We start from the raw sequence: 23,703 nt of genomic DNA on the forward strand, positions 1-23,703 counted from the left end.
CACTGGGGAGGTTGGGGAATTTTATGGGACTCTGGTTAAGAAAAAATCTCTTTAACACTTGGTACAACGTCATCTTAACCCTTGCGGGTCTATTTCTCAGCCTCTGGGGGGGCTTAAGTTTTCTCGATTGGGCGATAAATCAGGCAAAATGGGCTGTAGTGACGGAAAATATCGGTTTATTTGTGGTCGGTCGTTATCCAGACCAGTCAATATGGCGAATTTGGCTGATTTTAACGATACTTGCGGCTTTATCGCTGTTTTCTTGGCAATTAAACCGGGGTCGCTTCCCCAATTGCCCCGCTTTTCTCCAACGCTGGTGGGGATTGCTCTGGTTATTGACTTTACCTTTAATCGCTTGGTTGCTATTGGGGGGATTATTTTTAAAGGCAATTCCCCTCGATGATCTCAGTGGTTTAATCTTAACTTTATTAGTAGCGATCGCCAGTATGATTTTATCTTTCCCCTTGGGGGTATTATTAGCCCTGGGGAGACAGAGTGAATTACCGGCAATTCGTTGGCTATCTATTGGCTATATCGAATTATTGCGCGGTTTACCTTTGTTGGGAATTTTATTCATGGCTCAGGTGATGTTACCCTTAATTTTACCCGCCGGGACGAGACCGGAACGGGTGATCAGAGCGATCGCAGGATTTACCCTTTTTGCAGCAGCCTATCTGGCCGAAAATGTCCGCGGTGGTTTACAAGCGATTCCCAAAGGTCAAGTTGAAGCGGCCAAAGCCTTGGGTTTAAAACCGATTTTCGTTTTATTATTGATCATTCTACCCCAAGCTCTAAAAGCGGTCATTCCCGCTATTGTTGGTCAATTTATCAGTTTATTTAAGGATACTTCTCTACTGGCGATCGTGGGGCTGGTGGACCTCTTGGGTATGGCAGGCTCGGTTTTAGCTAATCCGAAATTTATCGGCGATTATCCAGAGGTTTATCTATTTTTGGCGTTTATTTACTGGATTTTCTGTTATTCTATGTCCCTAGCCAGTCGTAGGTTAGAACAGCGTTGATTGGGGTGTGGGGTGTGGGGTGTGGGGTGTGGGGTGATGGGGTGTGGGGTGTAGGGTGTAGGGTGTAGGGTGATGGGGTGATGGGGTGTGGGGTGTAGGGTGTAGGGTGATGGGGTGATGGGGTGATGGGGTGATGGGGTGATGGGGTGTGGGGTGTCGGAAGAATAAATAGAAATAGTCTCCTGTCTCCCGTCTCCTGTCTCCTGATGACCGGCTACTAACCCCACCAACAGACTTATTCATCACACCCTACCTGGCTTTTTGTCATAAATATTGATATTATTTAACAATGAGCAGCAATTTATGGTAAATATATTTATTTAGGAGAGCGAGAAAATGGCTGGATTCTTTGGCCTGTTTGGCAATAAGACGAAATACGTCGATGAACCGATGGATATGAGCGCACCGGAACCGAAAGAGGCTTTTTACTTGGAACCCGATGACGCTAAAACTCTCGGTGATATCGACTTTATGCGGACACCGATCACGATCCGACGTACTTTCCCGAAAACTGCCTCGAATAAAAAGGGTGGCGAATCGATTAAACAGATTTCTTCTATGGAAGTCAGCAAAGTCACCGATAACGGTATTGTGGCAAAATCGGCCACTTCCGAGGCTAGTAGTAAGGCTAACGCTGCTAATGATAACGTTCGTCGCGCTAACGATGACAATATCAATCCTTTCCTGAAAATGGCCCGCGAAATCAAGAAATAGTATAGTAAGGTGAGCATTGGCCACCCTTGATATCAAACTTTGGTGGGGAAAGCCCACCTTTTTTTATGACCATTATTAACGGAAAAACCAAGTTATTAGGCGTAATCGGCGATCCTATCGGCCATACTCTTTCTCCCCTCATGCACAATGCCGCTATCGATGCCTTGGGGCTAAATTATGTCTATCTTCCCCTACCGATCGCCCCGGAAAATTTGGCAACTGCGATCGCTGGTTTGTCCGCCATCGCTCTAGAGGGTTTTAGCGTCACAATTCCCCATAAATTAGCAATTATTCCCTTATTATCGCAAATTACCGAGAAAGCCAGGCTAGTGGGCGCAGTTAACACCGTCTGGCGCACGGAAACCGGCTGGCAGGGAACGAATACCGATGTGGATGGCTTTCTCGCACCCTTGAAATCCCTTGACAAAGATTGGAGTCGGGTGAATCCAGTTATTTTAGGCAATGGCGGCGCTGCCCGGGCGGTGGTGGTGGCTTGCGCCCAGTTGGGCTGTGGCGAAATTCATGTGGTAGGACGCAATCAAAAGAAATTAGATCCTTTTAAAGAAAGTTGGGCGAATACCAGCCTCTATGACCTCCTAGAAGTGCATAGCTGGGACGAATTAGAGGGGCTGGTATCCACCACAGAACTCCTGATTAATTCTACCCCCATCGGAATGTCCCCCCAGGGCGAACAATCCCCTGTTGAGTTAGAATTATTAGACCTTTTACCCCCATCGGCGATCGCCTACGATCTAATTTATAATCCCCGGCCGACCAAATTTCTCCGGTTGGCCCGGACTAGAGGGATCAGAATTATTGATGGGTTAGAAATGTTAGTTAATCAGGGAGCGATCGCACTAGAAATCTGGTTAGGTCAACCCGTCCCCGTCTCGGTCATGCGGGAAGCTTTGTTAAAACAATTCTAAATGCTAAAATCCTATTTCTAGCTTTATTTATGCCCCCTTCTAGCTCCTTTTGGAAAACTCTGAATAACTCGATTCTAGTGCGCTATCTATTATTATTTGGCTGTGGCTGGAGTCTAATTATCTTAATTAACTATTTCTACGGGATGATCGCTATTTTTACTGGTTCGGCAGTCCTGGCCGCCCTATTAAATTATCCCGTGGTTTGGTTATCCCGTTATCTACCGAGAGGACTAGCCATTGCTATTACCACCCTAGCAGCTTTTATCCTCCTATTTGGATTAGTCACAGGCATAGGATTAGAAGCAGTTAATCAGGGGAGAGGACTACTATTTAATCTTACCGATGCCCTGAGTCAAAAAGATTTTTTACCCTTTCAAGACTTTCTCGATCGGTTAGATTTGAATAAAATGGTGGGAAGCTTACAAACCGGTTTAGCCACGGGTTTATCGCTCGTACAGGGAGTTTTTTCCAGTGTCTTTACGGGCATTTTCGGGGCGGTGATCAGTGTTTATATGCTCATCGACGGTGATAAACTCTGGCGAAGTTTTTTGCAACTTCTCCCCATAGCATACCGGGAGCGTTTTGCCAAGTCTTTTCGACAAAGTTTTCTGGGATTTATTCGCGGGCAACTGTTGTTAATGCTCTTTTTATCGGTGACGAGTTTCTTAAGTTTTTCCCTATTAGGAATCAAATATGGGCTAATTTTAGCGAGCATTCTCGGTGTTATCGATGCTATCCCTGGTATCGGGGCAACCCTGGGCATTTTGTTGGTAACTATCTTGACTTTTACCTCCCAGGGACTAGCAATTGCCGTTAAAGCTTTTATTGTCTGTGTTGTCTTGGTGCAAATTCAAGATAATATTATTCGCCCTAAAGTTATGGGCAATGCCCTAGAATTAAACCCGGTAATTTTATTTTTATCTCTCTTTATCGGCGAAAGAGTTGCGGGATTATTAGGGGTTTTTCTCTCCATTCCTATCGCCGGAATGATTGCGATCTGGATCGGATCGAGCGAAGAAAAACCAATAACAGCTTTAGAGGAAAATCAGTTAGGAGAAAGTCAAGAGAATTAAGAGCCGATACCCAGTCTCTACTATACAATTAGAGAAATTTGTTATCTACAACACTCGATCGCTACCTAGGGTTTGCTGAAAAAGTAGGGGCGAAGCATTCGGATAGGAAATCTACGGTTTCAGCGATAGGTTATGCCCGAATGCTTCGCCCCGAAGAAGCAAGGTTTGGAACCACGATTCTCTCAAAATCTTGCACCTGTGGGAGCGAAACAAGCCACTAAAACCCTTACCTCGTCTATATTTCACATTTATTCAGCAAACCCTACCTATGGAAAACCTAGATTTAAAGAAATCCTCGCCCCTCTTATTTATCTCACCGTTTTTTCTCTGGGGAACAGCGATGGTAGCGATGAAGGGTGTTATCCCCCATACTACCCCCCTATTTATGGCGGGAATTCGCCTTGTCCCCGCCGGAATGTTAGTTTTAATAGTAGCTTGGTTTTTAGGTCGTCCTCAGCCCAAAACCCTGCAAGCGTGGCTATGGATTGCCCTTTTTGCTCTGATGGATGCCACTCTTTTTCAAGGTTTTCTGGCATTGGGATTAAATCGCACCGGGGCAGGGTTAGGATCGGTAATTATTGACTCCCAACCCCTAGCGGTGGCTTTAATGTCGAGTTGGCTATTTAAGGAAGTTATCGGTGTCTGGGGATGGTTGGGATTGGGTTTAGGAATTGGGGGAATTAGTTTAATTGGCTTGCCCGATCAATGGTTTTATGACTTTTTTGGACAAAAAGCGGTAAATATTGACTTTAGCTGGCAAGAATTACTAAATAGCGGCGAAATGCTGATGCTTTTGGCTTCCCTATCCATGGCGGTGGGAACAGTCTTAATCCGGTTTGTCTGTCGTCATGCGGATCCCGTCAGCGCCACGGGATGGCACATGATTTTAGGGGGATTGCCCCTATTTTTAGCTTCAGGTTTCACCGAATCCCATCAATGGCAGAATATAGATTTAAATGGTTGGTTAGCTTTAAGTTATGCCACGATTTTTGGTAGTGCGATCGCCTATGGAATATTCTTTTATTTAGCCGCCAAGGGCAATTTAACCAGTTTAAGTTCTTTAACTTTTTTAACTCCGGTTTTTGCCCTCACTTTCGGGAATTTATTCCTCGGTGAGATGTTAAGTGTATTGCAATGGGTGGGGGTATCTTTAACCCTCGTTAGTATTTATTTAATCAATCAAAGGGAAAGAATCGTCCCACAATTGCGGGCAATTTTTGCTAATCTTTCCTCACTTATACCCAAAAGCAACTAACTCAAATTCCGTGCGAATTACCTCGACTCTGGCAAAATTTGCTTCTTGGAATTTCTGGTTGAGATTTTGAGAGGTAAAACCAGTTTTGTGAGCCATATAGGGCATTCCGGGGACTTCTGTTCCCATGCCGTAAAACATCCATAAAGCTCGCACGGGACCACCGGGAGAAATATATAAAGGTTCATTTTCCATATCGCCTCTAGCGACAAATTCGGCGGCAGTTTGCATATCGGGAACCACGATCATCAAAAAGCCTTCGGGTTTAAGAATGCGTTTAAATTCCTCTAGGGCGATGGGAACTTCGTAATGATAAATATGTTCTAGATTATGACTAGAAAAAACCGCATCGACGCAGTTATCGGGAACGGCACTTAAATCAGTAATCGTTCCTAAAATATCTGGGTTAACAGCAGTATTGATATCGAGGCGAATTTCTTGCCAATTGCCATCGCGGAATAGTTGGGGTAAAGCTTCGGGATTATAGGGACCACAACCCACATTTAAAACCAGTTTTTTCGGGGATTTTAGCGCTGTTATCTCTGGGGGAGCATTCCAAGCTAATAAACAAATATTTTTCAAACCAAGCAAACCGTGATTAGCGACTTGATCATCTAAAATTATCTGGGCTTGGGGATGGGTTTTAAGAAAATCTTTTATCGCCTGTTGGAGAGCAGGATGCTGACATTTATTGATCATAATTAAAGCGGAATCAGACCAGAATTTTTTGGCTAAAAGTAAGGAGATCAAGAGCGATCGATAGTCTTCGTGGGCATCGTAGTAATAAACTCCCAGCTTTTCTTCACTGTTTAGTTCTTCGAGATCATCGAAAAAGTTTTCCGTTTCTTGATCGCTTAAAAATATTTGTTCTGATAGTTGAAAATCCTCCAAATCCTGGGATAATATAGTTAGTTTTTCTCCCGATGGATCGTATTTAAAAAAAGCTTCTACGCCATAACCGTAGCGATCGCTATTATCGCAGAAAGCGGCGACTAAACTACCGCGACGAAAACAACCCACTTGACAGTAAACCTCGTCCGGTTGCAGACAGGCAACGGCTAAATTGAGTAGGGGAAAGAGATTGCGATCGGGATAAGATGCGGTTTTTTGGCTTAAAAGGGTTAATTGCTCGGAAATAGGCGACATTAAAGCCGATCCCCAATCCTGATACTGTTGAGGCAGTTTTTCTAAGAATTTCTGTAAATCCATACCTTGCTTTCCCGAAAACTATAATCCTTTTCCACTATCGTAAATCATCGTGCTTGTCATCAGGCCACGGACTCATATTGTAGAAGAGTGCTAATCTAACTATTAGCCCATCAGCACAAGTAGAGGAACTTCTGATATGCCCGACAACCGTTTCCAGATCAAATTTTGGGGAGTACGGGGAAGTATCCCCTGTCCTGGTTCGGAAACCGTTCGTTATGGTGGTAATACTTCCTGTGTAGAGATGCAAGTCGGTGGAGAAAGATTAATTTTTGACGGTGGTACGGGGTTACGCATTCTAGGACAGTCTTTGATGGCAGAAAGTCCAGCGAAAGCCCATTTATTTTTCACCCACTCCCATTGGGATCATACTCAGGGTTTTCCTTTTTTTATCCCTGCTTTTATCCGGGGCAATACTTTTAAAATCTACGCAGTTCCCTCCCCCAACGGGGTGACCATGAAGCAAAGATTACACGATCAGATGTCACATCCCAATTTTCCCGTGCCTTTGCAGATTATGCGGGCCGATTTAGAATTTTATAATCTAGAAATGGGCGAAACCCTCCACTGTGGGGATGTCACCGTCGAAACCCGTCCTTTAAATCATCCAGGAGAAGCGGTGGGTTATCGGGTAAATTGGCAGGGTTTATCGGCAGCATATATTACCGATACCGAACATTTTCCCGATCGCCTTGATGATAACATTCTGGCTTTGGCCTGGCAAGCGGATGTAATGATTATTGATGCTACCTACACCGATGAGGAATACAACGATCCTAAGTATTCTAAGGTGGGTTGGGGTCATTCCACTTGGCAGCAAGCAGTCAAAATCGCCCAGGCAGCGCAAGTTAAGCAGTTAGTTCTATTTCATCACGATCCCGCCCATAATGACGATTTTCTTGATCGCATTGGGGAAGAGGCAAGAAAGATTTTCCCTGAAACTATTCTCGCCCGGGAAGGACTTTCGATCGAATTGCGGCCGGGAGATGATCAGATAGATGAAGTGTAATCTAAGTCACTGTTCCCCACCATGAAGATAACTGCTGTGGATGCTCAACAGCTTATCTCCGTGAGCGCAGATAGGATAGAATGGTATAACTTCATCTGGGATTTTCTCTGGTGCTATATTATAAAAATGTCCAATCAATCCTCACCTAACTCCACAGAAATACAAGCAATTTTTGATCAGATCGCTCCCGAATATGACCGCCTTAATCAAGAATTAAGTTTAGGATTACACCGCGTCTGGAAATTAATGACAGTCAAGTGGTGTCAACCCGAAAAAGGGGATTTTGCTCTCGATATCTGTTGTGGTAGCGGCGACCTGACTAACCTATTATCAAAACAAGTGGGTAAAACTGGCAAAGTGATCGGACTAGATTTTTCCCCACAACAATTAAAAATCGCCCGTCAACGTTTTAGCGCCACTAATATTAACTGGATGGAAGGGGATGCCCTCAATTTACCCTTTGCCGATTCTAGCTTTGATTGTGCCACTATCGGCTATGGATTACGCAATGTGGTCGATATTGCCCAATGTTTGGGGGAATTATACCGAGTCTTGAAACCGGGTGCTAAAGCGGCGATTCTTGACTTCCATCAACCTACCCAAACCATCGCCAAACTATTCCAAAACTGGTATCTCGATCATATCGTCGTTCCCGCCGCCGAGCGCTACGGCTTAACTGACCAGTACGCTTATATTAGTCCCAGTATCGATCGCTTTCCCCAGGGCCGAGAACAGGTAAAATTAGGCTATCAGTCGGGATTTTCCGGCGCCGTTCACTATCCACTCCTAGCAGGACTGATGGGAGTGTTAGTCTTGAAGAAATAACCTACTCACATTTCCGTTTATTTTTTGCTGCTAAATTGAATCTCCCTACTCTTTGGACATGGATCTTACCGCCGATCGCGGGGGCAATTATTGGCTATTTTACGAACGATGTAGCCATAAAAATGCTATTTCGTCCCTACAAAGCGATTTATATCGGTAAGCGTCCTCTTCCCTTCACCCCGGGGCTAATTCCTCGCAATCAAGATCGATTAGCTGTCCGGGTATCGGATACGATCATGGGTTCCCTGTTAACTCCCGAGGAATTACAAAAACTGGCTAAACGACTCCTCGACACCGAAAGGGTACAGGGGGCGATCCTCTGGCTGTTACAATTAGCTTTAAAACAAATAAAAGGCGATCGGCAAGCAAAAACAGCCGAGATTTTGGCGGCGATTCTTCACGATTTATTCGGGGAATCTTTAGCGAGATTACTAAAAGTTTTAGCCCGACGGCAGGACTTTTTAGAAAAACAGATCAATCAAATTTTTGATCGCCTAGTCTTAGAATTTTCTCTCAGTGAACAACAGGCGCGACAATTCTCCGATTGGCTATTAGAAACTGTCCTACCTGCTGATGTTATCCGTCTAGCTTTAATCGATTTTTTAACCGATCGCAATATTCAGGTTATCGATGAAGGATTTCGGGAAAAAACCAGTGGAACCTATTGGGTAGTAGCCAATTTATTCGGTTTACGCAATGCCCTGGCCCGCTTACGCACTTTTTGCCTTGATGAAAAGGATTTAGCTAATACCAGAATCAAAGAATTATTACTATCTTTAGAGATGCGTAATCGTCTGAAAAACTGGTTACAAAGTATCTCTTTACAAAATTTACCTATCTCCACCGTCAGACAATTGCGTAAAACCACCAGGGATACGGTGCGAATTTATATTCAAGAAAGTGGCGAACAATTTCTGCAAGATTTTGGACAAACGATCGACTGGGATCAAATCGCTAATTTAATTATTAATCGTCTGCAATCCTCGGTGTCAATGACTACATCATTAGGGGTAATTAGTCAAGAGTTAGCGTTAATTTTAGAGCGTTATCTAGAGGAAGATTTAGAGAAATTAGTCGCCCAAATTATCCCGATTCTCAACATCGATCAGGTAATCCGCGATCGGGTGAATGCCACTTCCCCGGCCGATCTGGAAAATGCTATTCAAGGAATTGTTAAACAGGAATTACAGGGAATTGTTAATCTTGGTGGTATTCTCGGTCTTCTAGTTGGACTAATACAAACAATTATTTTAATCGCACAGAATCCGGGGTAATAATTAGGCGGGTTAAACTAAGTTAACCCACCGGAATCATCCCGTTTATTTTTAAGGTAAAATCAAAAAACTTCCCTGACAGAAAAGAGTTTGATCGTCGAGAATAAAAGATTTAATCTCCACATCTTTGCCTAAATCGACGGTAAAAGGTTGCAAATCAATAGATAAATCTGGGGCTAAACCTTGCCATTGTCGGGGACTAATCCCTAAAGTGCGGGCATCTTTTAAGGTAATATCAGCAGTAAAAATTACTTCTGCACCTGTTTCTCTATGGCCGAGAAGAGAGAAATAGCCCTGATTTAGAAGAACATTTTTCCAGTTAAAACGCTGTTGTGAGATAATTTCTCTGGCGTTAACAATTCCGTTATTTTCTAGGGAAAAAATTAGTAAATCAGCAAAAGCATTAACTAAAATAGTCGAGGCGATCGAATTATTTAAATCCTGCTCGTTAATTTCCACCTCACCGCTAACCCGAATAGGTTCCAAAATTTTTAGGGGTTTCCCTCGCAAAACCTGCCCGATATTAAGACGAATATTTTCCCCTCTTAATTGCGCTTTACCTAGATGTAAACCTTGATAAATCGCTTTTCCTACGGCTAAAAATACCCCGGGGATATAACCGCGCAAAATTTGCCGATCATGACCTTGCAGCTGCATTTCTAAATCTTCTATCTGTTCTACTTGCGAACGCAAGAACAGACGTACTGCTGGCGGCAAAACCTTACTAATAATCTCACTTTGAGTATTGACCCACATAAACGTTATCTCACTCACTCCACAATTTTTCTAATTGTAACAGAGCTAGATCGATCGAACCATGAGGGGCCGCCGTCAGCTATCATTTATAGGTAAAAACTTCGCTACTTCCTTTTCACTGATTACTGATTACTGATCACTGAAAAGCCGCTAATTTTTAGGTTTTTGAGGCATTGAGGGAATTAAAACGAGGGGAAAGATAGGCGACTAAAACTCCGAGGGCAAAACCGATTAAATTGCGGAAAAGGGGCAGTAATTCACTGGTGCGAGTAACCACCGGTCCGATGCCAAAAGCAACAAAGAGGATAAACCAGAGGGGAGAGACAATTAAAACCCATTGCCAAGCGAAAACCTGTCCTTCTTTGCGGGGAATACCGGCAAAACCGAAGACTAAACCGCCGACAATTGAGGTAATTAAAGTTAAAATCCACTGTTCCCTCGGTAAACCGGGGACTACCGCACAACCACCTTTAACTAAACAGCCTTTTACCGTGTCTAAGGATTGTACGATCGCATTATTTTCGCCATTTTCCCGGACAAAATACATATTACCGAAACGGGCCTGTAACTCGATCCAAAAAGTGCGGGGTAAAAATTCATAGACGGCATCACCAATACTAAAAGATAGTAGATTACCGCCCCGACCATCGGCCACTAGGAGAATACTTTTATCATCCAATCCCCAGAAATTAATCACTGCCCGGCCGGGGCTGCGGTCATATTGGGTTAAAACTCGCATTTTCCAGCCGGTTTCCCCTTGAAATGTCTCGATATCTCGGATTAATGCCTCTTCCTGTTTTGCGGGTAGATAATTGGCTAAATCAACGATCGGAGTGGCTTGATTGGGCAGTAATTCGGGATTATTCACCGCTAGAGCTTGATTTGGGCAGATAATCCAACCCAGACAGCTAATGACACCAATTACAAGAGCGATCGAGATTCCTCGGCAAAAACGATTGAGCATAGCACTTCTAGACAATGAGAATTTTTTCAGCAAGGGTGTAGGCTAACTTTCAGTTTCTTTACACTTATTTACTTTATCTTAAGGTAATTCTCAACTTTAGTCATCCAGTTATCAGGAGTCGGTCATCAGGAGTCGGTCATCAGGAGTCAGGAGTTGAGAGTTGGGGTTTTAGGGAGTTGGGGTTTGAGGGTTTGGGGGTATTAGTTGAAATTCCCCTATCTCCCCACTCCCCCATTTCCCCATTTCCCACTTCCCACTTCCCCATCTGCTTAACTGCGTTTCCAAGTATTCCAAGCGACTTTAAAACCGATCAAGAGGCGACGGCTGCCACGATCGAGCTTGCTAAGACCAGCTTTAGCACTACCGAGACTGCGATCGACTCCTTGGACAACTTGGCGGGTACTTTTGACCCCTTCATCGATATTGTCGGTTAATTCGCTGATTTCCGCCCCTGTTAGGCGAATTGCTTCTAGAGTCGGGGGAAATTCCCGATGGAGGGTATCGAACAATTTTTCGGCACTCCGGGCTGCCCGGGCTAACTCTTGCAGAGCAGGTAAAGCGGCGATGAAAACCGCCGTTAAACTAACGGCGACTAGCAGTAAAGAACATCCTAGCCAGAAAATAGGTTCGGTCATTTAGTAGTGATTCGAGTGTTGATTATCGCCCTGGGGGGATTCTTGCGAGTCAGGGGAGGGATTGTCCGTGGCTAGACTTTGACTAGCTTCGATTCCGGCTGTCACCGCCTCTTTTAATCTCATTAAAGTATCATCCCAATTACGCCGGGCTGATTCCGATAGGCGATCGGCCTGCAATTGCATCGTTGTGGTCAGATCTTCGGCTAATTCAGGCAAAGCCCTGGCGGATTTTTGCAGAATTCGACGGGTTTCTTTTCCAGATCTCGGTGCTACTAATAAACCCGCCACTGCCCCGATCGCACTGCCCACTAAAACCCCGACGACGAATAAGCCACCGTTACCGTTATTTTTATCTGCCATAGGATTGCCCTTGTACTTAATTCCCAATTTTACGAGCAATTACACTTCTCTTGTGCAGTTTCTTCGGCAAAATTTTGACCTGTTGCTCTTGGCAAGCAAAAACAGACCTAGAAGGGATAACTTGAGAAAAAACTAGCGATCGGGCAAAACCTGATTTTATGGCTGACTTTGAGCCAATAAGGAAGTGAAAAAGAAGAACCTCTGGGAGTCTTGCCGTGTTTCGACCCCAAAGGTTCCTCTCATGCTGAACTTATACTCCTCACACGATATTTATATTACACACAATCCGCTGCTTTTGTCAAGGGGTTTATGAAATTTTTTCCATAGACTTCTGGCCAAATTAATTTTTTAGGGTCGGTAGGCGCTCTTGCCGGGGACAGCTATCAATATCAACTATTGCCTTCAAGCCACGTTTTTAAATCTCGTTCTGGTTTAGCCACATTGAATAAATGTAAACCAAAATCCTCTGAAATATCTTGACAAATTTTCACTCCTCTGATGCTGTTGCCTTTTTCATCTAAAAGGGGCGAAAAAGTCCCAATTCCCAACTGATGGGGAACTACTGCCGTAATTCCGCCCCCGACACCGCTTTTTGCCGGTAATCCTACCCGATAGGCCCATTCTCCCGAAGCGTCGTACATTCCACAGGTAAGCATAACACTGATCACATCTTGAACGTAGTGTTCATCGATCGCCCGTATTCCTGTGATTGGGTTGACACCCCCATTAGCCAAGGTAGCGGCCATCAGGGCTAAATCGTGAGCATGGACGAGGATGGCGCATTGTTGACAGTAAAGGTCGAGGGTTTCTTCAATTTTATCGCTAACCATGCCAAAATTTAGCATTAGATAGGCCATGGCCCGATTGCGATTGCCGGTGGATTTTTCCGAGAGAAAAACGGGGACATTAATCTCGTGATCCCTACCCGTATAGCGTTTAAACATTTCTAAAATACGTTTTAGCCTTTCCGTGGCATTCTGTCCGGTGATTAAATCCGTGGTAGCGATCGCACCAGCATTAACCATAGGATTATAGGGACGATTGGTTTTTTCATCGAGAATAATCGAGTTAAAAGCTTCCCCCGTGGGTTCAACACCGACTTTACTGTTAACGTATTCCCTTCCGTGATCTTCTAGAGCTAATCCAAAGACAAAAGCTTTAGAAATCGATTGTACTGTAAAGGTTTGCCGACAGTCTCCCACCTCAAAAATCTGACCGTCAGTGGTAATTACCGAAATACCAAACCATTGTGGAGCTGCTAGGGCTAATTCCGGAATATAATCGGCGATCTTACCCGTCTGTAAATCAGAGTATTTTTCGTGAAGATAGTTAAGATAGTTGCGAAAAGGATAGACCAACTTTTGACCAGAATTGACCGGACTAATAAAATCTTTTGGGGAAGCCATAGAGGAGTATAGCAGTTATCTTAATAATGAGTGACAAAGTTGTGGTTTTGGCTACTCAGTGGCCGGTATTGAGGAGACGATGCCCAATGAAGTTATAATTAGATTAACTGCCGTAATTTTGCTTGTAAAGTCTTTTTGCCGAATTTAGTTACAGTTTGTTGACGCAACCATTGCGGGTGACAACGTTGATCCTGACCTAGCAAAATTTCTAAACAAGCTTTAGCCACCTTTTCGGCATCTCGATAGGGAACGCGCCACCCCACCAAACCATCCTGCAGCGGCTCTGCTGAACCGTCCTCATCTCCAGAAATCACGGGAATACCACAGGCCATCGCTTCTAGGTAAACAATCCCGAATCCTTCCCGGGAGGGCATAACGTAAGCATCGGCTAAACGATAATGGTCGGCTAATTGCTCCGTCGGGACAAAACCGGCGAAAATTACCTGTTTATCCACTCCTAACTGCTTGGTTAAAGCTTCTAACCTGGGGCGGTCGTCCCCACGTCCAATGACTAGATATTTTACTTCGGGATAAGTCTCTAGAATTGTCGGCAGGGCCCGAATGGTAACATCTACCCCTTTATAGATATCCCCCGACCACAACCGGGCCACTGTTAATAAAACTTTGGCATTTTCCATATCATATTTTTTGATTAATGTCAAGGACTTTTCGCCTAAATTAAACTTTTCTTCATCCACCACACAGGGGAGAATCGCTACTTTTTTGGGATCGATAGCGTTAGCCTCACAGATAAGATCGCGACTGTAACGGCTAATTGTCCAGATCGATTCGGCCGCTTGCAGGGCCTGTTTTTGGGAATTTGGTAAAGGTTCCCAGACTTCTTTGCCGTAGGTGAGGACGGTGTAGGGTATGCCTAAAGCTTGACAGTAAAGACGGGTGAGGGGGGCTAAATTTATATGACCACAAAAAACCCGTTGGGGACGTTTCCGGAGGAGAGAAACTAGAAACTTAAGGGCTAATTGAATGCGTCCGAGAGTTGCTGAGTTATTTTTCAGGTAATGAAAGGTAATACCTTGATTTTTGAAAGGATTAGGACAATCAGGGGCATCCCGCAGTAAAAAAACCTCGGCCGCCTCGCAATCGGGCAAAGTGAGATAAGCTTGCAGGACATCCTTGATATAGGATTGAATACCGCCTTCTTGGGAAAAAATCTCTAAAAATAGGAAGATATGAGGCATCATAGAACGTCAGCGTCAAAAAGTTTTAGGTTTGGCGAAAAAATTTTCCCCGATCTCTTATCTGTACTATTGCACTTTCTTGATCTATTTCGATCGTCTCCCCAGTAATAGCTCCTAACCGCTAACAGTCCGAAAAAGAACAATCTGGTGGCTCTTCTTGAGTTTAACTGCCAGAATAAGGGGAATTCCGATGCTGATAGCTAAAATAACTGATATTAGTCAGTTTAGCTGATGATGCTGGTCAAGGCGATAGATAAAAAGTGAAGGACGGGGAAATAGTCAGAATTTTCCCGGATGCCAAAGATCAAGCTATTTCTTTGTCCCTTGTGTCATCGGGGAATCTTCCCTTTTAACGCTAGATATTTTCAGGAATTACTAGAGACAAAAAAAATTAAAGTTCCTCAACTGCTCCCAGAACGGTTAAGCTTATTTTAATCTCTGTAATTGCTTTTATGGCTCATTTGACTTCTGAAAGACTCAATTTAACCACAAAAATCGCCTATGGTGCTGGCGATTTGGGACCGGCTATCACTGCCAATATCTCGGTATTTTACCTGCTATTTTTCCTCACTGATGTGGCAGGATTATCGGCAGGATTAGCTGGTAGTGTGCTGATGGTGGTGAGAATTTTCGACGCTATTAACGATCCGATCATTGGCATGTGGAGCGATCGAACTCGTACTATCTGGGGTCGTCGCTTACCATGGATGTTATTGGGGTCGATTCCCTTCGGAATTAGCTATTTTTTACTGTGGTTAATCCCGACTAATAACCAATTATGGCTATTTTTATATTATATTTTTATTGGTATTATCTTTAATTTAACCTATACAGTAGTCAATCTTCCCTACCAGGCACTCACCCCTGAATTAACTTATGATTATAATGAGAGAACCCGCTTAAATAGTTTTCGTTTTGCCTTTTCCATCGGGGGCAGCATTCTCTCATTAATTCTCTATATTATCGTCTCATCGTCCTATGCCAACGATCTCCATCAAGCTTTTTTATTGTTAGGTGTAGTTTGTGCTTTAATGTCGATTATAGCAGTTATTTGGTGCGCTTTAGCTTTACAAGAACGAGGAGCAAAAGCGATTCTCAATTCTCCCCAGAAAAAAGTTTTGGCAATTGCTTTTATAGTTATCGGTGCGCTTTCCTTGGTCTATGGACTAGGAAAAATTGGGGTGAATCCCAGAGACTTTATCGCTATTTCCACAATTTTATTAGGAATAGAAGGGATAGTTTCGGGGTTAACCCTTTACTATGGCAAAACTGAAAATCATCTCAAGGATAGCGCGGCAATTAAACAGAGAGAAGCGGATAATAATACCGAAACTATTCCCCTGAAAGAACAATTAAAAATAGTTTTTGGTAATCGTCCCTTTTTATACGTTATTGGCATCTATCTTTGTGCTTGGTTAGGAGTACAATTAACCGCCTCGATTTTGGTTTACTACGTCGTCAGCTACATGAGACTATCGGAAGCAGAATCGGGTTTAGTCGCTTTGGCAGTACAGGGAACAGCTTTAGTGATGTTATTTTTCTGGCAAGCAGTTAGTCAGAAATTAGACAAAAAGATAGTCTATTTTTTAGGGATGACATTCTGGATTATTGCCCAAATTGGTTTATTTTTGCTCCAACCAGGAGAAATAACTTTAATGTATGCTTTGGCAGTTTTGGCAGGATTTGGCGTATCTGTGGCCTATTTAATTCCTTGGTCAATGGTTCCCGATGTGATTGAATTAGACGAATTAGAAACAGGAAAACGTCGAGAAGGTATTTTTTATGCTTTCATGGTACTTTTGCAAAAAATTGGTTTAGCTTTGGGGTTATTTCTTGTCGGTATTGCTCTAGAAACATCGGGTTTTAAACCGAGAATCCCAGGAGAAGCAATTCCCCTGCAGCCAGATAGTGCTTTAATAGCAATTCGCCTAGCAATTGCTCCTTTACCGGCATTTTTTCTGATCATTAGCTTAATTCTTGCCTATTTTTATCCAATTACTCGCCAAGTTCACGCCGAAATTTTAGACCAATTAGCAACAAGAAGACAAGAGGAAAAGTAAACATCAGTTTTTTGAGAAACACTGTCAGTTAAACCCCGTAATAATTTTTCTTCTTCAGGTTCCAATCGTTTTGTAAATTATCAAGACAAAGTTATACTAAATCCGTTGAGTATAGGCTACATATCAGGACAGGCACTCATGCAAAAGGGGAAATAAATAATCAGTTTTTAATAACCGGATTTAGTATTAGACCCATGATTGCAGACATTTTTGAAAATTTTCCTTTTTACGATGGTTTTCCTGAATTGAGATTCTCCCCCCTACTAAAGCAAGGGGGAAAAAAAATCAATTGGCACGCTGTTCAACCAACAGTTGGTAAGCATGATTAAAATCAGCCGTTGTAATGCGAATCTCAGCCGGGTCAGTCATTCCCTGATGGCGATAACGACGAATTGCCATCAGTGCCGCTTGGTTACATAATAACGCTAAATCTGCGCCATTCCAGCCTTCGGTTGCCTCGGCCCAATAGCCTAAATCCACATCCTGTAAAGGACGTTCATCATTATGAACCCCGAGAATTGCTAAACGACTAGAGGCATTCGGTAAATCAACTTTTAACTGTAAATCCAACCGTCCCGCTCGCAATAAGGCTGGATCTAACGCATCTGGGCGATTAGTGGCTCCAATCACTAAAATCGTTGCCCCCGTTTGCAACCCATCTAACTCCGTGAGGATTTGTCCCACAACCCGGTCACTCACTCCTGAATCCCCACTATAACGACCTCTTGCTGGTGCTAAAGTATCAATTTCATCAATAAAAACCACACAAGGGGCTGCCTGACGAGCTTTGGCAAACAACTCACGCACCGCCTGTTCACTCGCACCCACCCATTTACTCAAAAGCTCAGGTCCATTAATACTAATAAAATTAGCTCGCGCCTGAGATGCAACCGCTTTGGCCAATAAGGTTTTTCCCGTTCCGGGAGGACCCCAAAGTAAAATACCTTTGGGAGCTTGGGCTTTGGTTTGCGTATATAATTGAGGATGGAGTAATGCCCCTTCCACGGACTCCTGTAGGGTTTGTTTAATCTGTTCAAGTCCGCCAATATTGTCCCAGTCCACATGGGGAGATTCCACTTCCACAGACCGCAATACCGCCGGTTTAACTTCTTTAAGGGCTTGCAAAAAGTCGGCTTGGACCACCGTCATTGTTTCTGGAATTTGCGAGTCAATCGTAGGAACCTGGCGTCGCAAAGCACTATAGGCCGCTTTCTGGCAAACGGCTTTTAAATCTGACCCGACAAATCCCACCGCATTATCGGCAATCAGAGCTAAGGAAACTGATTCATCTAGGGGCATGGAACGGGTGAGAATTTGCAGGATTTCTAAACGGCCTTTGCGGTCAGGCACCCGAAAGAGGACTTCTCGGTCAAACCGTCCAGGGCGACGGAGGGCAGGGTCAAGATGGTCGGGACGGTTTGTCGCCGCTAGAACAATCACCCCTCGGCTTTGGGCAAAGCCATCCATTAAACCCAGCAATTGGGCCACCAGTCTTTTTTCTACTTCCCCTTCAACTTTACTGCGATCGGGTGCCATGCTATCAATTTCGTCAATAAAAACGATACAAGGCGCATTCTTACCGGCTTTCTCAAAAATTCCCCGCAGTTTTTGTTCAGCCTCCCCATAATATTTGCTGATCACCTCTGGTCCGACTAAGGCAATATAGTTAACACCGAGTTCTTCGGCCAAAGCACGGGCGGTCAGGGTTTTACCGGTTCCAGGGGGTCCGACTAAGAGAACGCCGCGAGTGGGTTCAAGTCCTAACTTGGCCAACAAGTCAGGGCGTTTCAGGGGAATGGCAATTAGTTCCTTGAGTTCTTTAATCACTTCCGTCAAGCCACCAACATCTTTCAGGGAAGACGTGGTCGGTCCTTCGGGCGGTGTCACAGTGTCTTCAACCCCTGAATCAGTGGAGGATGAGCGATGGCGATTGACCTCAAAATCATCCCCGCCAGAATTGCTCGGACGAGAAACTCCCCCTGAACGGGGAATACCGCCAGAACGGGGAATATTACTCAAGGGACGGGAATTAAATTGCATTTCGGTTTTAATTTCCCCTTTTTCCAGTTTCTCTTCCAAGATTTTAGCCAGTTCGACTAATTGCTCGAAGCCTTTGAATAATTCTGCCATAAAATTTCTCCTGAGTCAAGTGAAAGATGGGGACTGCAGCAATTCTCATTTTAAGGTTTCATGACATTAAAACCCTTGCACCTAGAGGGGTTAATAATTCTTAACGAGTCTCTAGATCGCTGAAACAACGCAAAATCGTTTCAAAATGAGAATTGCCGTGGGGACTGGGTGATAGATGGGGTGAAGAAGTCCGACTTGAGCAGACTAATTACCTTTAAAATAACAGATCTGCCGCGCTTTTTACCCGGGCTAGAGGTTCTACTGACCGGGGTAAACTGGGTAAGCGAATCAAAGTTTGATCTGGGAATAAATCCCGATCAATTTCCTCATTAGCGTGATAACGATTCTGCACGACATAACGTTGATAGACTCCCATTTTTTTCAAAGATGCTGTCAATCGCAGTTGTTCGGCAACTATAGCATCTTGGGCTTGCAAAACTCCAATAAATTCTGTATGTTGGGGGTCTTTTAGTTTTTTCTGGGCAGACATCACTTGTTGTCTTAAGGTTCGCAATCGTCCCATTAAATCTACACGCCCTAAGACATTTTGATACTTCATCCAAAGCTTAAAAATCCAACTTAACCAATCTCCTAAAGCCGTTGGCATTTCCAAAAATCGCAGGAGATGACCGGTAGGAGCCGTATCTAAAATAATCAAATCTTGTTGTTTCTGGTCTAATAAATCCATCACTGTTACTAGGGATAACATTTCATCAATTCCTGGCAGAGATTGAGCTACAATTTGTCGCCAAGCTTCCGGAGTATAAGCTAGTTTGATGTTTCCTTCTTCCTTACCTTCACCACTAATCATTTCTGCCAGTTCCCATAAATAATCATCCCGAAATTTTTCTAAAATGATATTAGCATCAACTTCTTGACCACTTAAATTAGCAGTTAATTGTGTGGATTGATGTCCTAACTTTGTCCCAAAGGCATCTCCCAAAGAATGCGCTGGATCAATAGAAATAATTCTAATTTTTTGATCGGGATGACGATTAGCTAACGCCCAACCAATGGCCGCAGCAACGGTTGTTTTTCCCACTCCCCCCTTGCCACCAATGATAATGAGTTGGCGTTTGTCGTCAATAAAATCACTAAAACTCGGCAGAATTTTTTGCGGCCATTGAATAGGAGGCGGGGGAGTAAATTCTACTTTTTCGATGATTTTAATTTGACTCATGATCTGATCTAATGCTTCACCTCCTAGGGGTTCTTTTGCCTGTTGGGGCAGGGTGAAAATTGTCTCTTGACCTGGAATTTTTAGGAATTTATCCAGGAGTTGCTGTTGCTCACTGTAGCGATCTAAATTTTGATTAGGATCCGTTAGAATTCGATTAATAAATAAGCTGCCGCAGGGAATATTTAAGTGATGCAAACTATTGAGTAATCGTTCGGTTTCTAATAAACTCATCGGTTCGGCAATTGCCACAATTAAACAAAGGGTAAAATCCCGATCTTGTAGGATTCGTTTGCCTTCGGTTAATTCTGCTTGTGTTTTGACTAAAAAGTCATCCACATCATCGGCATTGTAGGTTTTTGAAAAAGTTTGCGAAATAACACGATGTTTTTCTTGAAACAACTCTAAAGAATTTAAAATAATCTCTAAAAAGTCTTTAATTCCCAATAAATTCAAGGTATGACCAGAGGGAGCCATATCAACAACAATTCGATCTACAACATTGTCAATAAGTAATCGCTGAATTTCTAATAGACCCATAATTTCATCTAAACCTGGCCAGTCTAAATCCCAAACAGGAGTTAAATCTTCTCCTTCAACAAAACTGCCCCGTTCTACTAAAATTTCTAAAAATTTTCCGTATTTTTCTTTAAATTCTAAGAGCAATTTTTCCGCATCTAATGCCCTAACTTTTAAGTTGGGTAACTCTTTTACAGGTGATGCTTGATCGCTAACTTCTGTTTGCAATACATCCCCTAAAGAATGAGCAGGATCGGTTGAGATTAACAGGATTTGTTCCTCGGGGAATAATTTAGCCCAACGGCGAGCAAATCCACAGGAAAGGGTAGTTTTTCCCACTCCTCCTTTGCCACTAAACATAACTAAATGTCGAGTGTCATAACGACTTAGAGAGTTATTTACCAAGTTAAAGTTAGTCATAGAGAAATCAAGTTAAGTAAAGTGATAGGGGGGAGAAACTTGTCCTAATTGTAATTCCCAACGGGGGCAGGCTTTCTGCCAATGCAAGACTTGCTCGATTAGTAAAGGTTCTTCTTGAAGATTAACTAAAAGATAAATTCGTGATTCTGTCCCCGGAGCAGTAATAATCCTCGTTGATGGATAGCTTTGGGTGATTAAATTCACGAGATTTTGCCATTCTGAACCTTGCAAAGTATAAAAATCTTGTTGGGCTTCATAAAGCTGTTTTTTGGCTAAAAAATATTGTCTGCCCCTGCTTTCAGAAGAGAGTACAGGCTCCTCTGGCTTACGGGGAATACATTTTAAAAGATATTCTCCTTTTCCCTCAAGTTCTTCAATTTTTTCTTGATATTCTTGGCCATGAGAACAAAGATGAGTCAGTAAATTTTCTGACTCTAAAAAAGATGTGCCAAAACGTAGGGGTAAAATAGTGGTTTGTTGAAATAATTGACAGATGACTCGATCATGACATAAAACGGATTGAATCAAGCGTTCATCATCATTTTGTAAAGTGTCTAAACTAACTTCGGGTTCGACTACGGCCGATAGCTCTCCACCAGTTATCAGTAACAATGGGTTAGCCATTCCAACGGGTAGTGTTAGGCTTTCTATGGGGGTTTTCAAAAAAGCGTAAGTATATAGATTGTACAATTTCATAGGGTTTACCAAAAGAAAATTGACGATTTTTTACAAGTTTTTATATTGGGGCGTTGATATGCTAGAATATTCTAAGTTATTCAGGGATTGTTATGACAACCACTCGTCCACCCAGACCAATTAGATCTAAAATTAGCACCATGCCTCGGAAACAATCTGAAGCAGATCAGCAACTTGAGCTTTATAAGTTAATTACTGAAAAACAACGTATCCAAGAAAAATTAGAAATGATGGAGCGGCAGATTCAGCAGTTAAAAAGTCGTCTCACGTCTGTGACAGAGCAAATTGAGACTACAGAACAAAGTATTCAAAATTTGCGTACAGCCAACCCTCCTAGTGTAGCTAAAAAACCTGATTCCCCAAAAACTGTTGCTCACTCCTCTAATAATTCCAGTAATTTCCAAACTTTTTACCTAGAATATTAAGGCTTAACCAAGGGCTAGTTCTGACCAAGCTTCAACGAGTTCTTGAGCTTGTCAAATCCGCCCTTACTTTGTCCATGGCCTATAGGGTGGGAAAGATTGCCAGTTCTGAACTTGGGGAGTATAGAAAAATTCTAGAGAGAAGATTCAGATTGGTTTTCTGCCTCTTCTTCTTCTAAGGCTTGAATTTTTAATAAAAGTTCTTCTTCCTGAATTTCAAACTCCTCCTCAGAAATGTTGCCCATATCGTAAGATAGTTGTAAGGATAATAACAATTTGTGCAAATTTTCCGCCTCATCATATTCTATATCTGCACGCTCTTGAATTTTCTCCCCAATCCAGATCAGACCCCCAATAGGACCGGTAACAGGAAGAAATAAAAGATCGAGAAACATAACTAATACTCTCCTTAGACAAGTTGGGCAAAGGTATAGGGTGCGGTTAAATTGTTATAGCGAATTCTTAGGCGATCGCCAAACTGCTGATCGATCGCTTCAACGTTTTGGCTAAATTCCGGCTCTTGCTCCCAGGGAATTAAATAAGCTGCATTGTAAATCATGTCATCCGTCATCGGATCGCTTTCAATCACCTCTTGGGCGCGATGATTTAATTGCTCTCTAAAGACTTGAATAATGTCTTGTTTCCGTTGCAATACAGTGGCTTCAATGAGTTGACCTATATGGATAATTTCTTCCATATTTAAGTTTTTCCCCATCATCGCATCCCGTTCTTGCTTTAACTTAGGATTAGACTCCAAAGCCGCTTGTAATTCCCACTGATTATCCCAAAAAATCTTAATGCTAACCTCTCGTTGGCCTGACAGTTTAGCAAATAATTCTTTCAGTTGGGTTTTATAGGGACTAATTAATTGTTCGGTGACGGATTCCCAGGTTTTGATAACTAAGCCAAACCGCAGGGGCAACAACGTTGTAAACCCTGCTTCCATGACAGTTTCTAATACTTTTTCATGGCAAATTAAATAGCGACGGGATGCCAAATACTTCTCTTTATGAGCAGCGGAGTAGAGAAAACTAAAACCCTCAATCATCTCACTGTGAACTGGCTCATTATCAATACCCTGCAAAACGAGTCCGTCAGGAATTGGTTCCGGAAAGATTCCATACAAATAAAGACCCACTGTCATCAGTATTCTCCCAAATTAAACCGGCTGAGAAGTTAAAACCAAACGAAGCTTTAGATGAATTAAATCTAGTTGAGCTAGACCCAGATCAACATTTCCTTCCACAACAACCCCTGTATTGAGGAGTCTATCCACTAATTCTAACACAGAGGGCTTAATACCCTCCTTTCCAGGATAATAACTCCCCGCTTCCGGTAAAAGAGTGCCAAACTCTCCTAGGTGGACATTTAACTCTTCTGGCTCAACCTCAAAAATTTCACACAAATGGAGAACTTGTTCTTGCAATTTTTGGATACTTTCTGCGGCTCTATCTAAATCAGACTCACTGAGAACCCCTTTTTCCATCCGGCGAATGATTTGGGCTTCGAGCAATTGGCGTACCAGTTCCACGACAGTTAACAGTAAAGGGGCTAAACCAGCTTGGCTATTACTTTCTGGACGGGTCAGCAAGGCTTGATTATCAGAATCGTAAGGTGTGCAAGCAAGTGTCATGGTGGGAATTGGTAAATGAGCAGTTTTT

General features: G+C 43.0%; 23 protein-coding genes. 10 read left to right on the forward strand and 13 right to left on the reverse strand.

Features of this window, described 5'->3' with window-relative positions; all coding sequences use genetic code 11:
* Positions 1–23: 23 nt before the first annotated feature.
* From H6G48_RS21770 to H6G48_RS21790, 5 genes are all read left to right on the forward strand, one after another.
* On the forward strand, positions 24–1,019 hold the full coding sequence (locus tag H6G48_RS21770; RefSeq protein ID WP_190723164.1) for an amino acid ABC transporter permease: 996 nt from the start codon (positions 24–26) through the stop codon (positions 1,017–1,019).
* A 336-nt stretch (positions 1,020–1,355) separates the two neighbouring features.
* Entirely contained in the window at positions 1,356–1,733 is a 378-nt protein-coding gene (locus H6G48_RS21775) for a hypothetical protein (RefSeq protein ID WP_190723165.1), read from the forward strand.
* A gap of 65 nt (positions 1,734–1,798) precedes the next feature.
* Entirely contained in the window at positions 1,799–2,659 is an 861-nt protein-coding gene (locus tag H6G48_RS21780; RefSeq protein WP_190723166.1) for a shikimate dehydrogenase, read from the forward strand.
* Between the two features lie 29 nt (positions 2,660–2,688).
* Positions 2,689–3,732: an AI-2E family transporter gene (locus H6G48_RS21785; RefSeq protein WP_190723167.1), complete on the forward strand. Its 1,044-nt coding sequence runs from the start codon at positions 2,689–2,691 to the stop codon at positions 3,730–3,732.
* 268 nt (positions 3,733–4,000) lie between these two features.
* Entirely contained in the window at positions 4,001–4,987 is a 987-nt protein-coding gene (locus tag H6G48_RS21790; RefSeq protein WP_190723168.1) for a DMT family transporter, read from the forward strand.
* On the opposite strand, the gene H6G48_RS21795 is transcribed toward H6G48_RS21790, so the two are convergent.
* Positions 4,964–6,193 (reverse strand): class I SAM-dependent methyltransferase, encoded by a 1,230-nt coding sequence (locus H6G48_RS21795; protein ID WP_190723169.1) that lies wholly within the window; start codon positions 6,191–6,193, stop codon positions 4,964–4,966. The genes H6G48_RS21790 and H6G48_RS21795 overlap by 24 nt on opposite strands.
* Before the next feature lie 136 nt (positions 6,194–6,329).
* On the opposite strand from H6G48_RS21795, the gene H6G48_RS21800 reads away from it, so the two are divergent.
* The 3 genes from H6G48_RS21800 to H6G48_RS21810 all read left to right on the forward strand — a co-directional run bounded on the left by H6G48_RS21800 (position 6,330) and on the right by H6G48_RS21810 (position 9,298).
* Complete coding sequence (locus H6G48_RS21800; RefSeq protein WP_190723170.1) at positions 6,330–7,199, forward strand: MBL fold metallo-hydrolase; 870 nt, start codon at positions 6,330–6,332, stop codon at positions 7,197–7,199.
* Positions 7,200–7,325: 126 nt separating this feature from the next.
* Positions 7,326–8,024, forward strand: a complete 699-nt coding sequence (gene ubiE, locus H6G48_RS21805) for a bifunctional demethylmenaquinone methyltransferase/2-methoxy-6-polyprenyl-1,4-benzoquinol methylase UbiE (protein ID WP_190723183.1) — start codon at positions 7,326–7,328, stop codon at positions 8,022–8,024.
* Between the two features lie 35 nt (positions 8,025–8,059).
* The gene (locus tag H6G48_RS21810) at positions 8,060–9,298 is read left to right on the forward strand and encodes a DUF445 domain-containing protein (RefSeq protein ID WP_190723171.1); all 1,239 of its coding nucleotides are present in this window, start codon (positions 8,060–8,062) and stop codon (positions 9,296–9,298) included.
* Positions 9,299–9,349: 51 nt separating this feature from the next.
* Here H6G48_RS21810 and H6G48_RS21815 read toward each other — a convergent pair whose 3' ends face one another.
* From H6G48_RS21815 to H6G48_RS21840, 6 genes are all read right to left on the reverse strand, one after another.
* A complete protein-coding gene (locus H6G48_RS21815) occupies positions 9,350–10,054 on the reverse strand; it encodes an LmeA family phospholipid-binding protein (protein ID WP_190723172.1) in 705 nt (234 codons plus the stop codon).
* Positions 10,055–10,211: 157 nt separating this feature from the next.
* Positions 10,212–11,018, reverse strand: a complete 807-nt coding sequence (locus tag H6G48_RS21820; RefSeq protein ID WP_012266581.1) for a TPM domain-containing protein — start codon at positions 11,016–11,018, stop codon at positions 10,212–10,214.
* A 269-nt stretch (positions 11,019–11,287) separates the two neighbouring features.
* Complete coding sequence (locus H6G48_RS21825; protein ID WP_002735843.1) at positions 11,288–11,653, reverse strand: hypothetical protein; 366 nt, start codon at positions 11,651–11,653, stop codon at positions 11,288–11,290.
* On the reverse strand, positions 11,654–12,013 hold the full coding sequence (locus H6G48_RS21830; RefSeq protein ID WP_002761233.1) for a YtxH domain-containing protein: 360 nt from the start codon (positions 12,011–12,013) through the stop codon (positions 11,654–11,656).
* Positions 12,014–12,402: 389 nt separating this feature from the next.
* The gene (gene glsA, locus H6G48_RS21835; protein WP_190723173.1) at positions 12,403–13,419 is read right to left on the reverse strand and encodes a glutaminase A; all 1,017 of its coding nucleotides are present in this window, start codon (positions 13,417–13,419) and stop codon (positions 12,403–12,405) included.
* Between the two features lie 98 nt (positions 13,420–13,517).
* A complete protein-coding gene (locus tag H6G48_RS21840; protein ID WP_190723174.1) occupies positions 13,518–14,621 on the reverse strand; it encodes a glycosyltransferase family 4 protein in 1,104 nt (367 codons plus the stop codon).
* A 449-nt stretch (positions 14,622–15,070) separates the two neighbouring features.
* Here H6G48_RS21840 and H6G48_RS21845 point away from each other — a divergent pair, with 449 nt between their 5' ends.
* The gene (locus tag H6G48_RS21845; protein ID WP_190723175.1) at positions 15,071–16,678 is read left to right on the forward strand and encodes an MFS transporter; all 1,608 of its coding nucleotides are present in this window, start codon (positions 15,071–15,073) and stop codon (positions 16,676–16,678) included.
* Between the two features lie 285 nt (positions 16,679–16,963).
* On the opposite strand, the gene H6G48_RS21850 is transcribed toward H6G48_RS21845, so the two are convergent.
* The 3 genes from H6G48_RS21850 to H6G48_RS21860 all read right to left on the reverse strand — a co-directional run bounded on the left by H6G48_RS21850 (position 16,964) and on the right by H6G48_RS21860 (position 21,620).
* The gene (locus tag H6G48_RS21850) at positions 16,964–18,808 is read right to left on the reverse strand and encodes an AAA family ATPase (RefSeq protein ID WP_190723176.1); all 1,845 of its coding nucleotides are present in this window, start codon (positions 18,806–18,808) and stop codon (positions 16,964–16,966) included.
* Positions 18,809–19,022: 214 nt separating this feature from the next.
* Positions 19,023–20,924 (reverse strand): ArsA family ATPase, encoded by a 1,902-nt coding sequence (locus H6G48_RS21855; protein ID WP_190723177.1) that lies wholly within the window; start codon positions 20,922–20,924, stop codon positions 19,023–19,025.
* Positions 20,925–20,936: 12 nt separating this feature from the next.
* On the reverse strand, positions 20,937–21,620 hold the full coding sequence (locus H6G48_RS21860) for a GvpL/GvpF family gas vesicle protein (protein WP_190723178.1): 684 nt from the start codon (positions 21,618–21,620) through the stop codon (positions 20,937–20,939).
* A gap of 92 nt (positions 21,621–21,712) precedes the next feature.
* On the opposite strand from H6G48_RS21860, the gene H6G48_RS21865 reads away from it, so the two are divergent.
* Positions 21,713–22,045, forward strand: a complete 333-nt coding sequence (locus H6G48_RS21865) for a gas vesicle protein (protein WP_190359458.1) — start codon at positions 21,713–21,715, stop codon at positions 22,043–22,045.
* A gap of 131 nt (positions 22,046–22,176) precedes the next feature.
* On the opposite strand, the gene H6G48_RS21870 is transcribed toward H6G48_RS21865, so the two are convergent.
* From H6G48_RS21870 to H6G48_RS21880, 3 genes are read right to left on the reverse strand one after another with little or no spacing between them, the layout of a single operon-like run.
* Positions 22,177–22,437, reverse strand: coding sequence for a gas vesicle protein GvpG (locus tag H6G48_RS21870; protein WP_190723179.1), 261 nt, complete (start codon positions 22,435–22,437; stop codon positions 22,177–22,179).
* A 14-nt stretch (positions 22,438–22,451) separates the two neighbouring features.
* Positions 22,452–23,186 carry a gas vesicle protein GvpF gene (gene gvpF / locus H6G48_RS21875; RefSeq protein WP_190723180.1) on the reverse strand — a complete coding sequence of 245 codons (735 nt, stop codon included), beginning with the start codon at positions 23,184–23,186 and terminating at the stop codon, positions 22,452–22,454.
* 15 nt (positions 23,187–23,201) lie between these two features.
* A complete protein-coding gene (locus H6G48_RS21880; RefSeq protein ID WP_002786502.1) occupies positions 23,202–23,675 on the reverse strand; it encodes a gas vesicle protein K in 474 nt (157 codons plus the stop codon).
* Positions 23,676–23,703 lie beyond the last annotated feature (28 nt).

The sequence above is a fragment of the Microcystis flos-aquae FACHB-1344 genome (assembly GCF_014698375.1).
GTDB lineage: Bacteria > Cyanobacteriota > Cyanobacteriia > Cyanobacteriales > Microcystaceae > Microcystis > Microcystis aeruginosa.

Coding starts and splice junctions, on each gene's coding strand:
- H6G48_RS21795 (WP_190723169.1), bottom strand. CDS start 6,193: ATGGATTTACAGAAATTCTTAGAAAAACTGCCTCAACAGTATCAGGAT.
- H6G48_RS21770 (WP_190723164.1), top strand. CDS start 24: ATGGGACTCTGGTTAAGAAAAAATCTCTTTAACACTTGGTACAACGTC.
- ubiE (WP_190723183.1), top strand. CDS start 7,326: ATGTCCAATCAATCCTCACCTAACTCCACAGAAATACAAGCAATTTTT.
- gvpF (WP_190723180.1), bottom strand. CDS start 23,186: ATGACAGTGGGTCTTTATTTGTATGGAATCTTTCCGGAACCAATTCCT.
- H6G48_RS21780 (WP_190723166.1), top strand. CDS start 1,799: ATGACCATTATTAACGGAAAAACCAAGTTATTAGGCGTAATCGGCGAT.
- H6G48_RS21845 (WP_190723175.1), top strand. CDS start 15,071: ATGGCTCATTTGACTTCTGAAAGACTCAATTTAACCACAAAAATCGCC.
- H6G48_RS21865 (WP_190359458.1), top strand. CDS start 21,713: ATGACAACCACTCGTCCACCCAGACCAATTAGATCTAAAATTAGCACC.
- H6G48_RS21825 (WP_002735843.1), bottom strand. CDS start 11,653: ATGACCGAACCTATTTTCTGGCTAGGATGTTCTTTACTGCTAGTCGCC.
- glsA (WP_190723173.1), bottom strand. CDS start 13,419: ATGGCTTCCCCAAAAGATTTTATTAGTCCGGTCAATTCTGGTCAAAAG.
- H6G48_RS21840 (WP_190723174.1), bottom strand. CDS start 14,621: ATGATGCCTCATATCTTCCTATTTTTAGAGATTTTTTCCCAAGAAGGC.
- H6G48_RS21870 (WP_190723179.1), bottom strand. CDS start 22,437: ATGTTTCTCGATCTTTTATTTCTTCCTGTTACCGGTCCTATTGGGGGT.
- H6G48_RS21830 (WP_002761233.1), bottom strand. CDS start 12,013: ATGGCAGATAAAAATAACGGTAACGGTGGCTTATTCGTCGTCGGGGTT.
- H6G48_RS21785 (WP_190723167.1), top strand. CDS start 2,689: ATGCCCCCTTCTAGCTCCTTTTGGAAAACTCTGAATAACTCGATTCTA.
- H6G48_RS21790 (WP_190723168.1), top strand. CDS start 4,001: ATGGAAAACCTAGATTTAAAGAAATCCTCGCCCCTCTTATTTATCTCA.
- H6G48_RS21820 (WP_012266581.1), bottom strand. CDS start 11,018: ATGCTCAATCGTTTTTGCCGAGGAATCTCGATCGCTCTTGTAATTGGT.
- H6G48_RS21855 (WP_190723177.1), bottom strand. CDS start 20,924: ATGACTAACTTTAACTTGGTAAATAACTCTCTAAGTCGTTATGACACT.
- H6G48_RS21800 (WP_190723170.1), top strand. CDS start 6,330: ATGCCCGACAACCGTTTCCAGATCAAATTTTGGGGAGTACGGGGAAGT.
- H6G48_RS21775 (WP_190723165.1), top strand. CDS start 1,356: ATGGCTGGATTCTTTGGCCTGTTTGGCAATAAGACGAAATACGTCGAT.
- H6G48_RS21860 (WP_190723178.1), bottom strand. CDS start 21,620: ATGAAATTGTACAATCTATATACTTACGCTTTTTTGAAAACCCCCATA.
- H6G48_RS21850 (WP_190723176.1), bottom strand. CDS start 18,808: ATGGCAGAATTATTCAAAGGCTTCGAGCAATTAGTCGAACTGGCTAAA.
- H6G48_RS21815 (WP_190723172.1), bottom strand. CDS start 10,054: ATGTGGGTCAATACTCAAAGTGAGATTATTAGTAAGGTTTTGCCGCCA.
- H6G48_RS21880 (WP_002786502.1), bottom strand. CDS start 23,675: ATGACACTTGCTTGCACACCTTACGATTCTGATAATCAAGCCTTGCTG.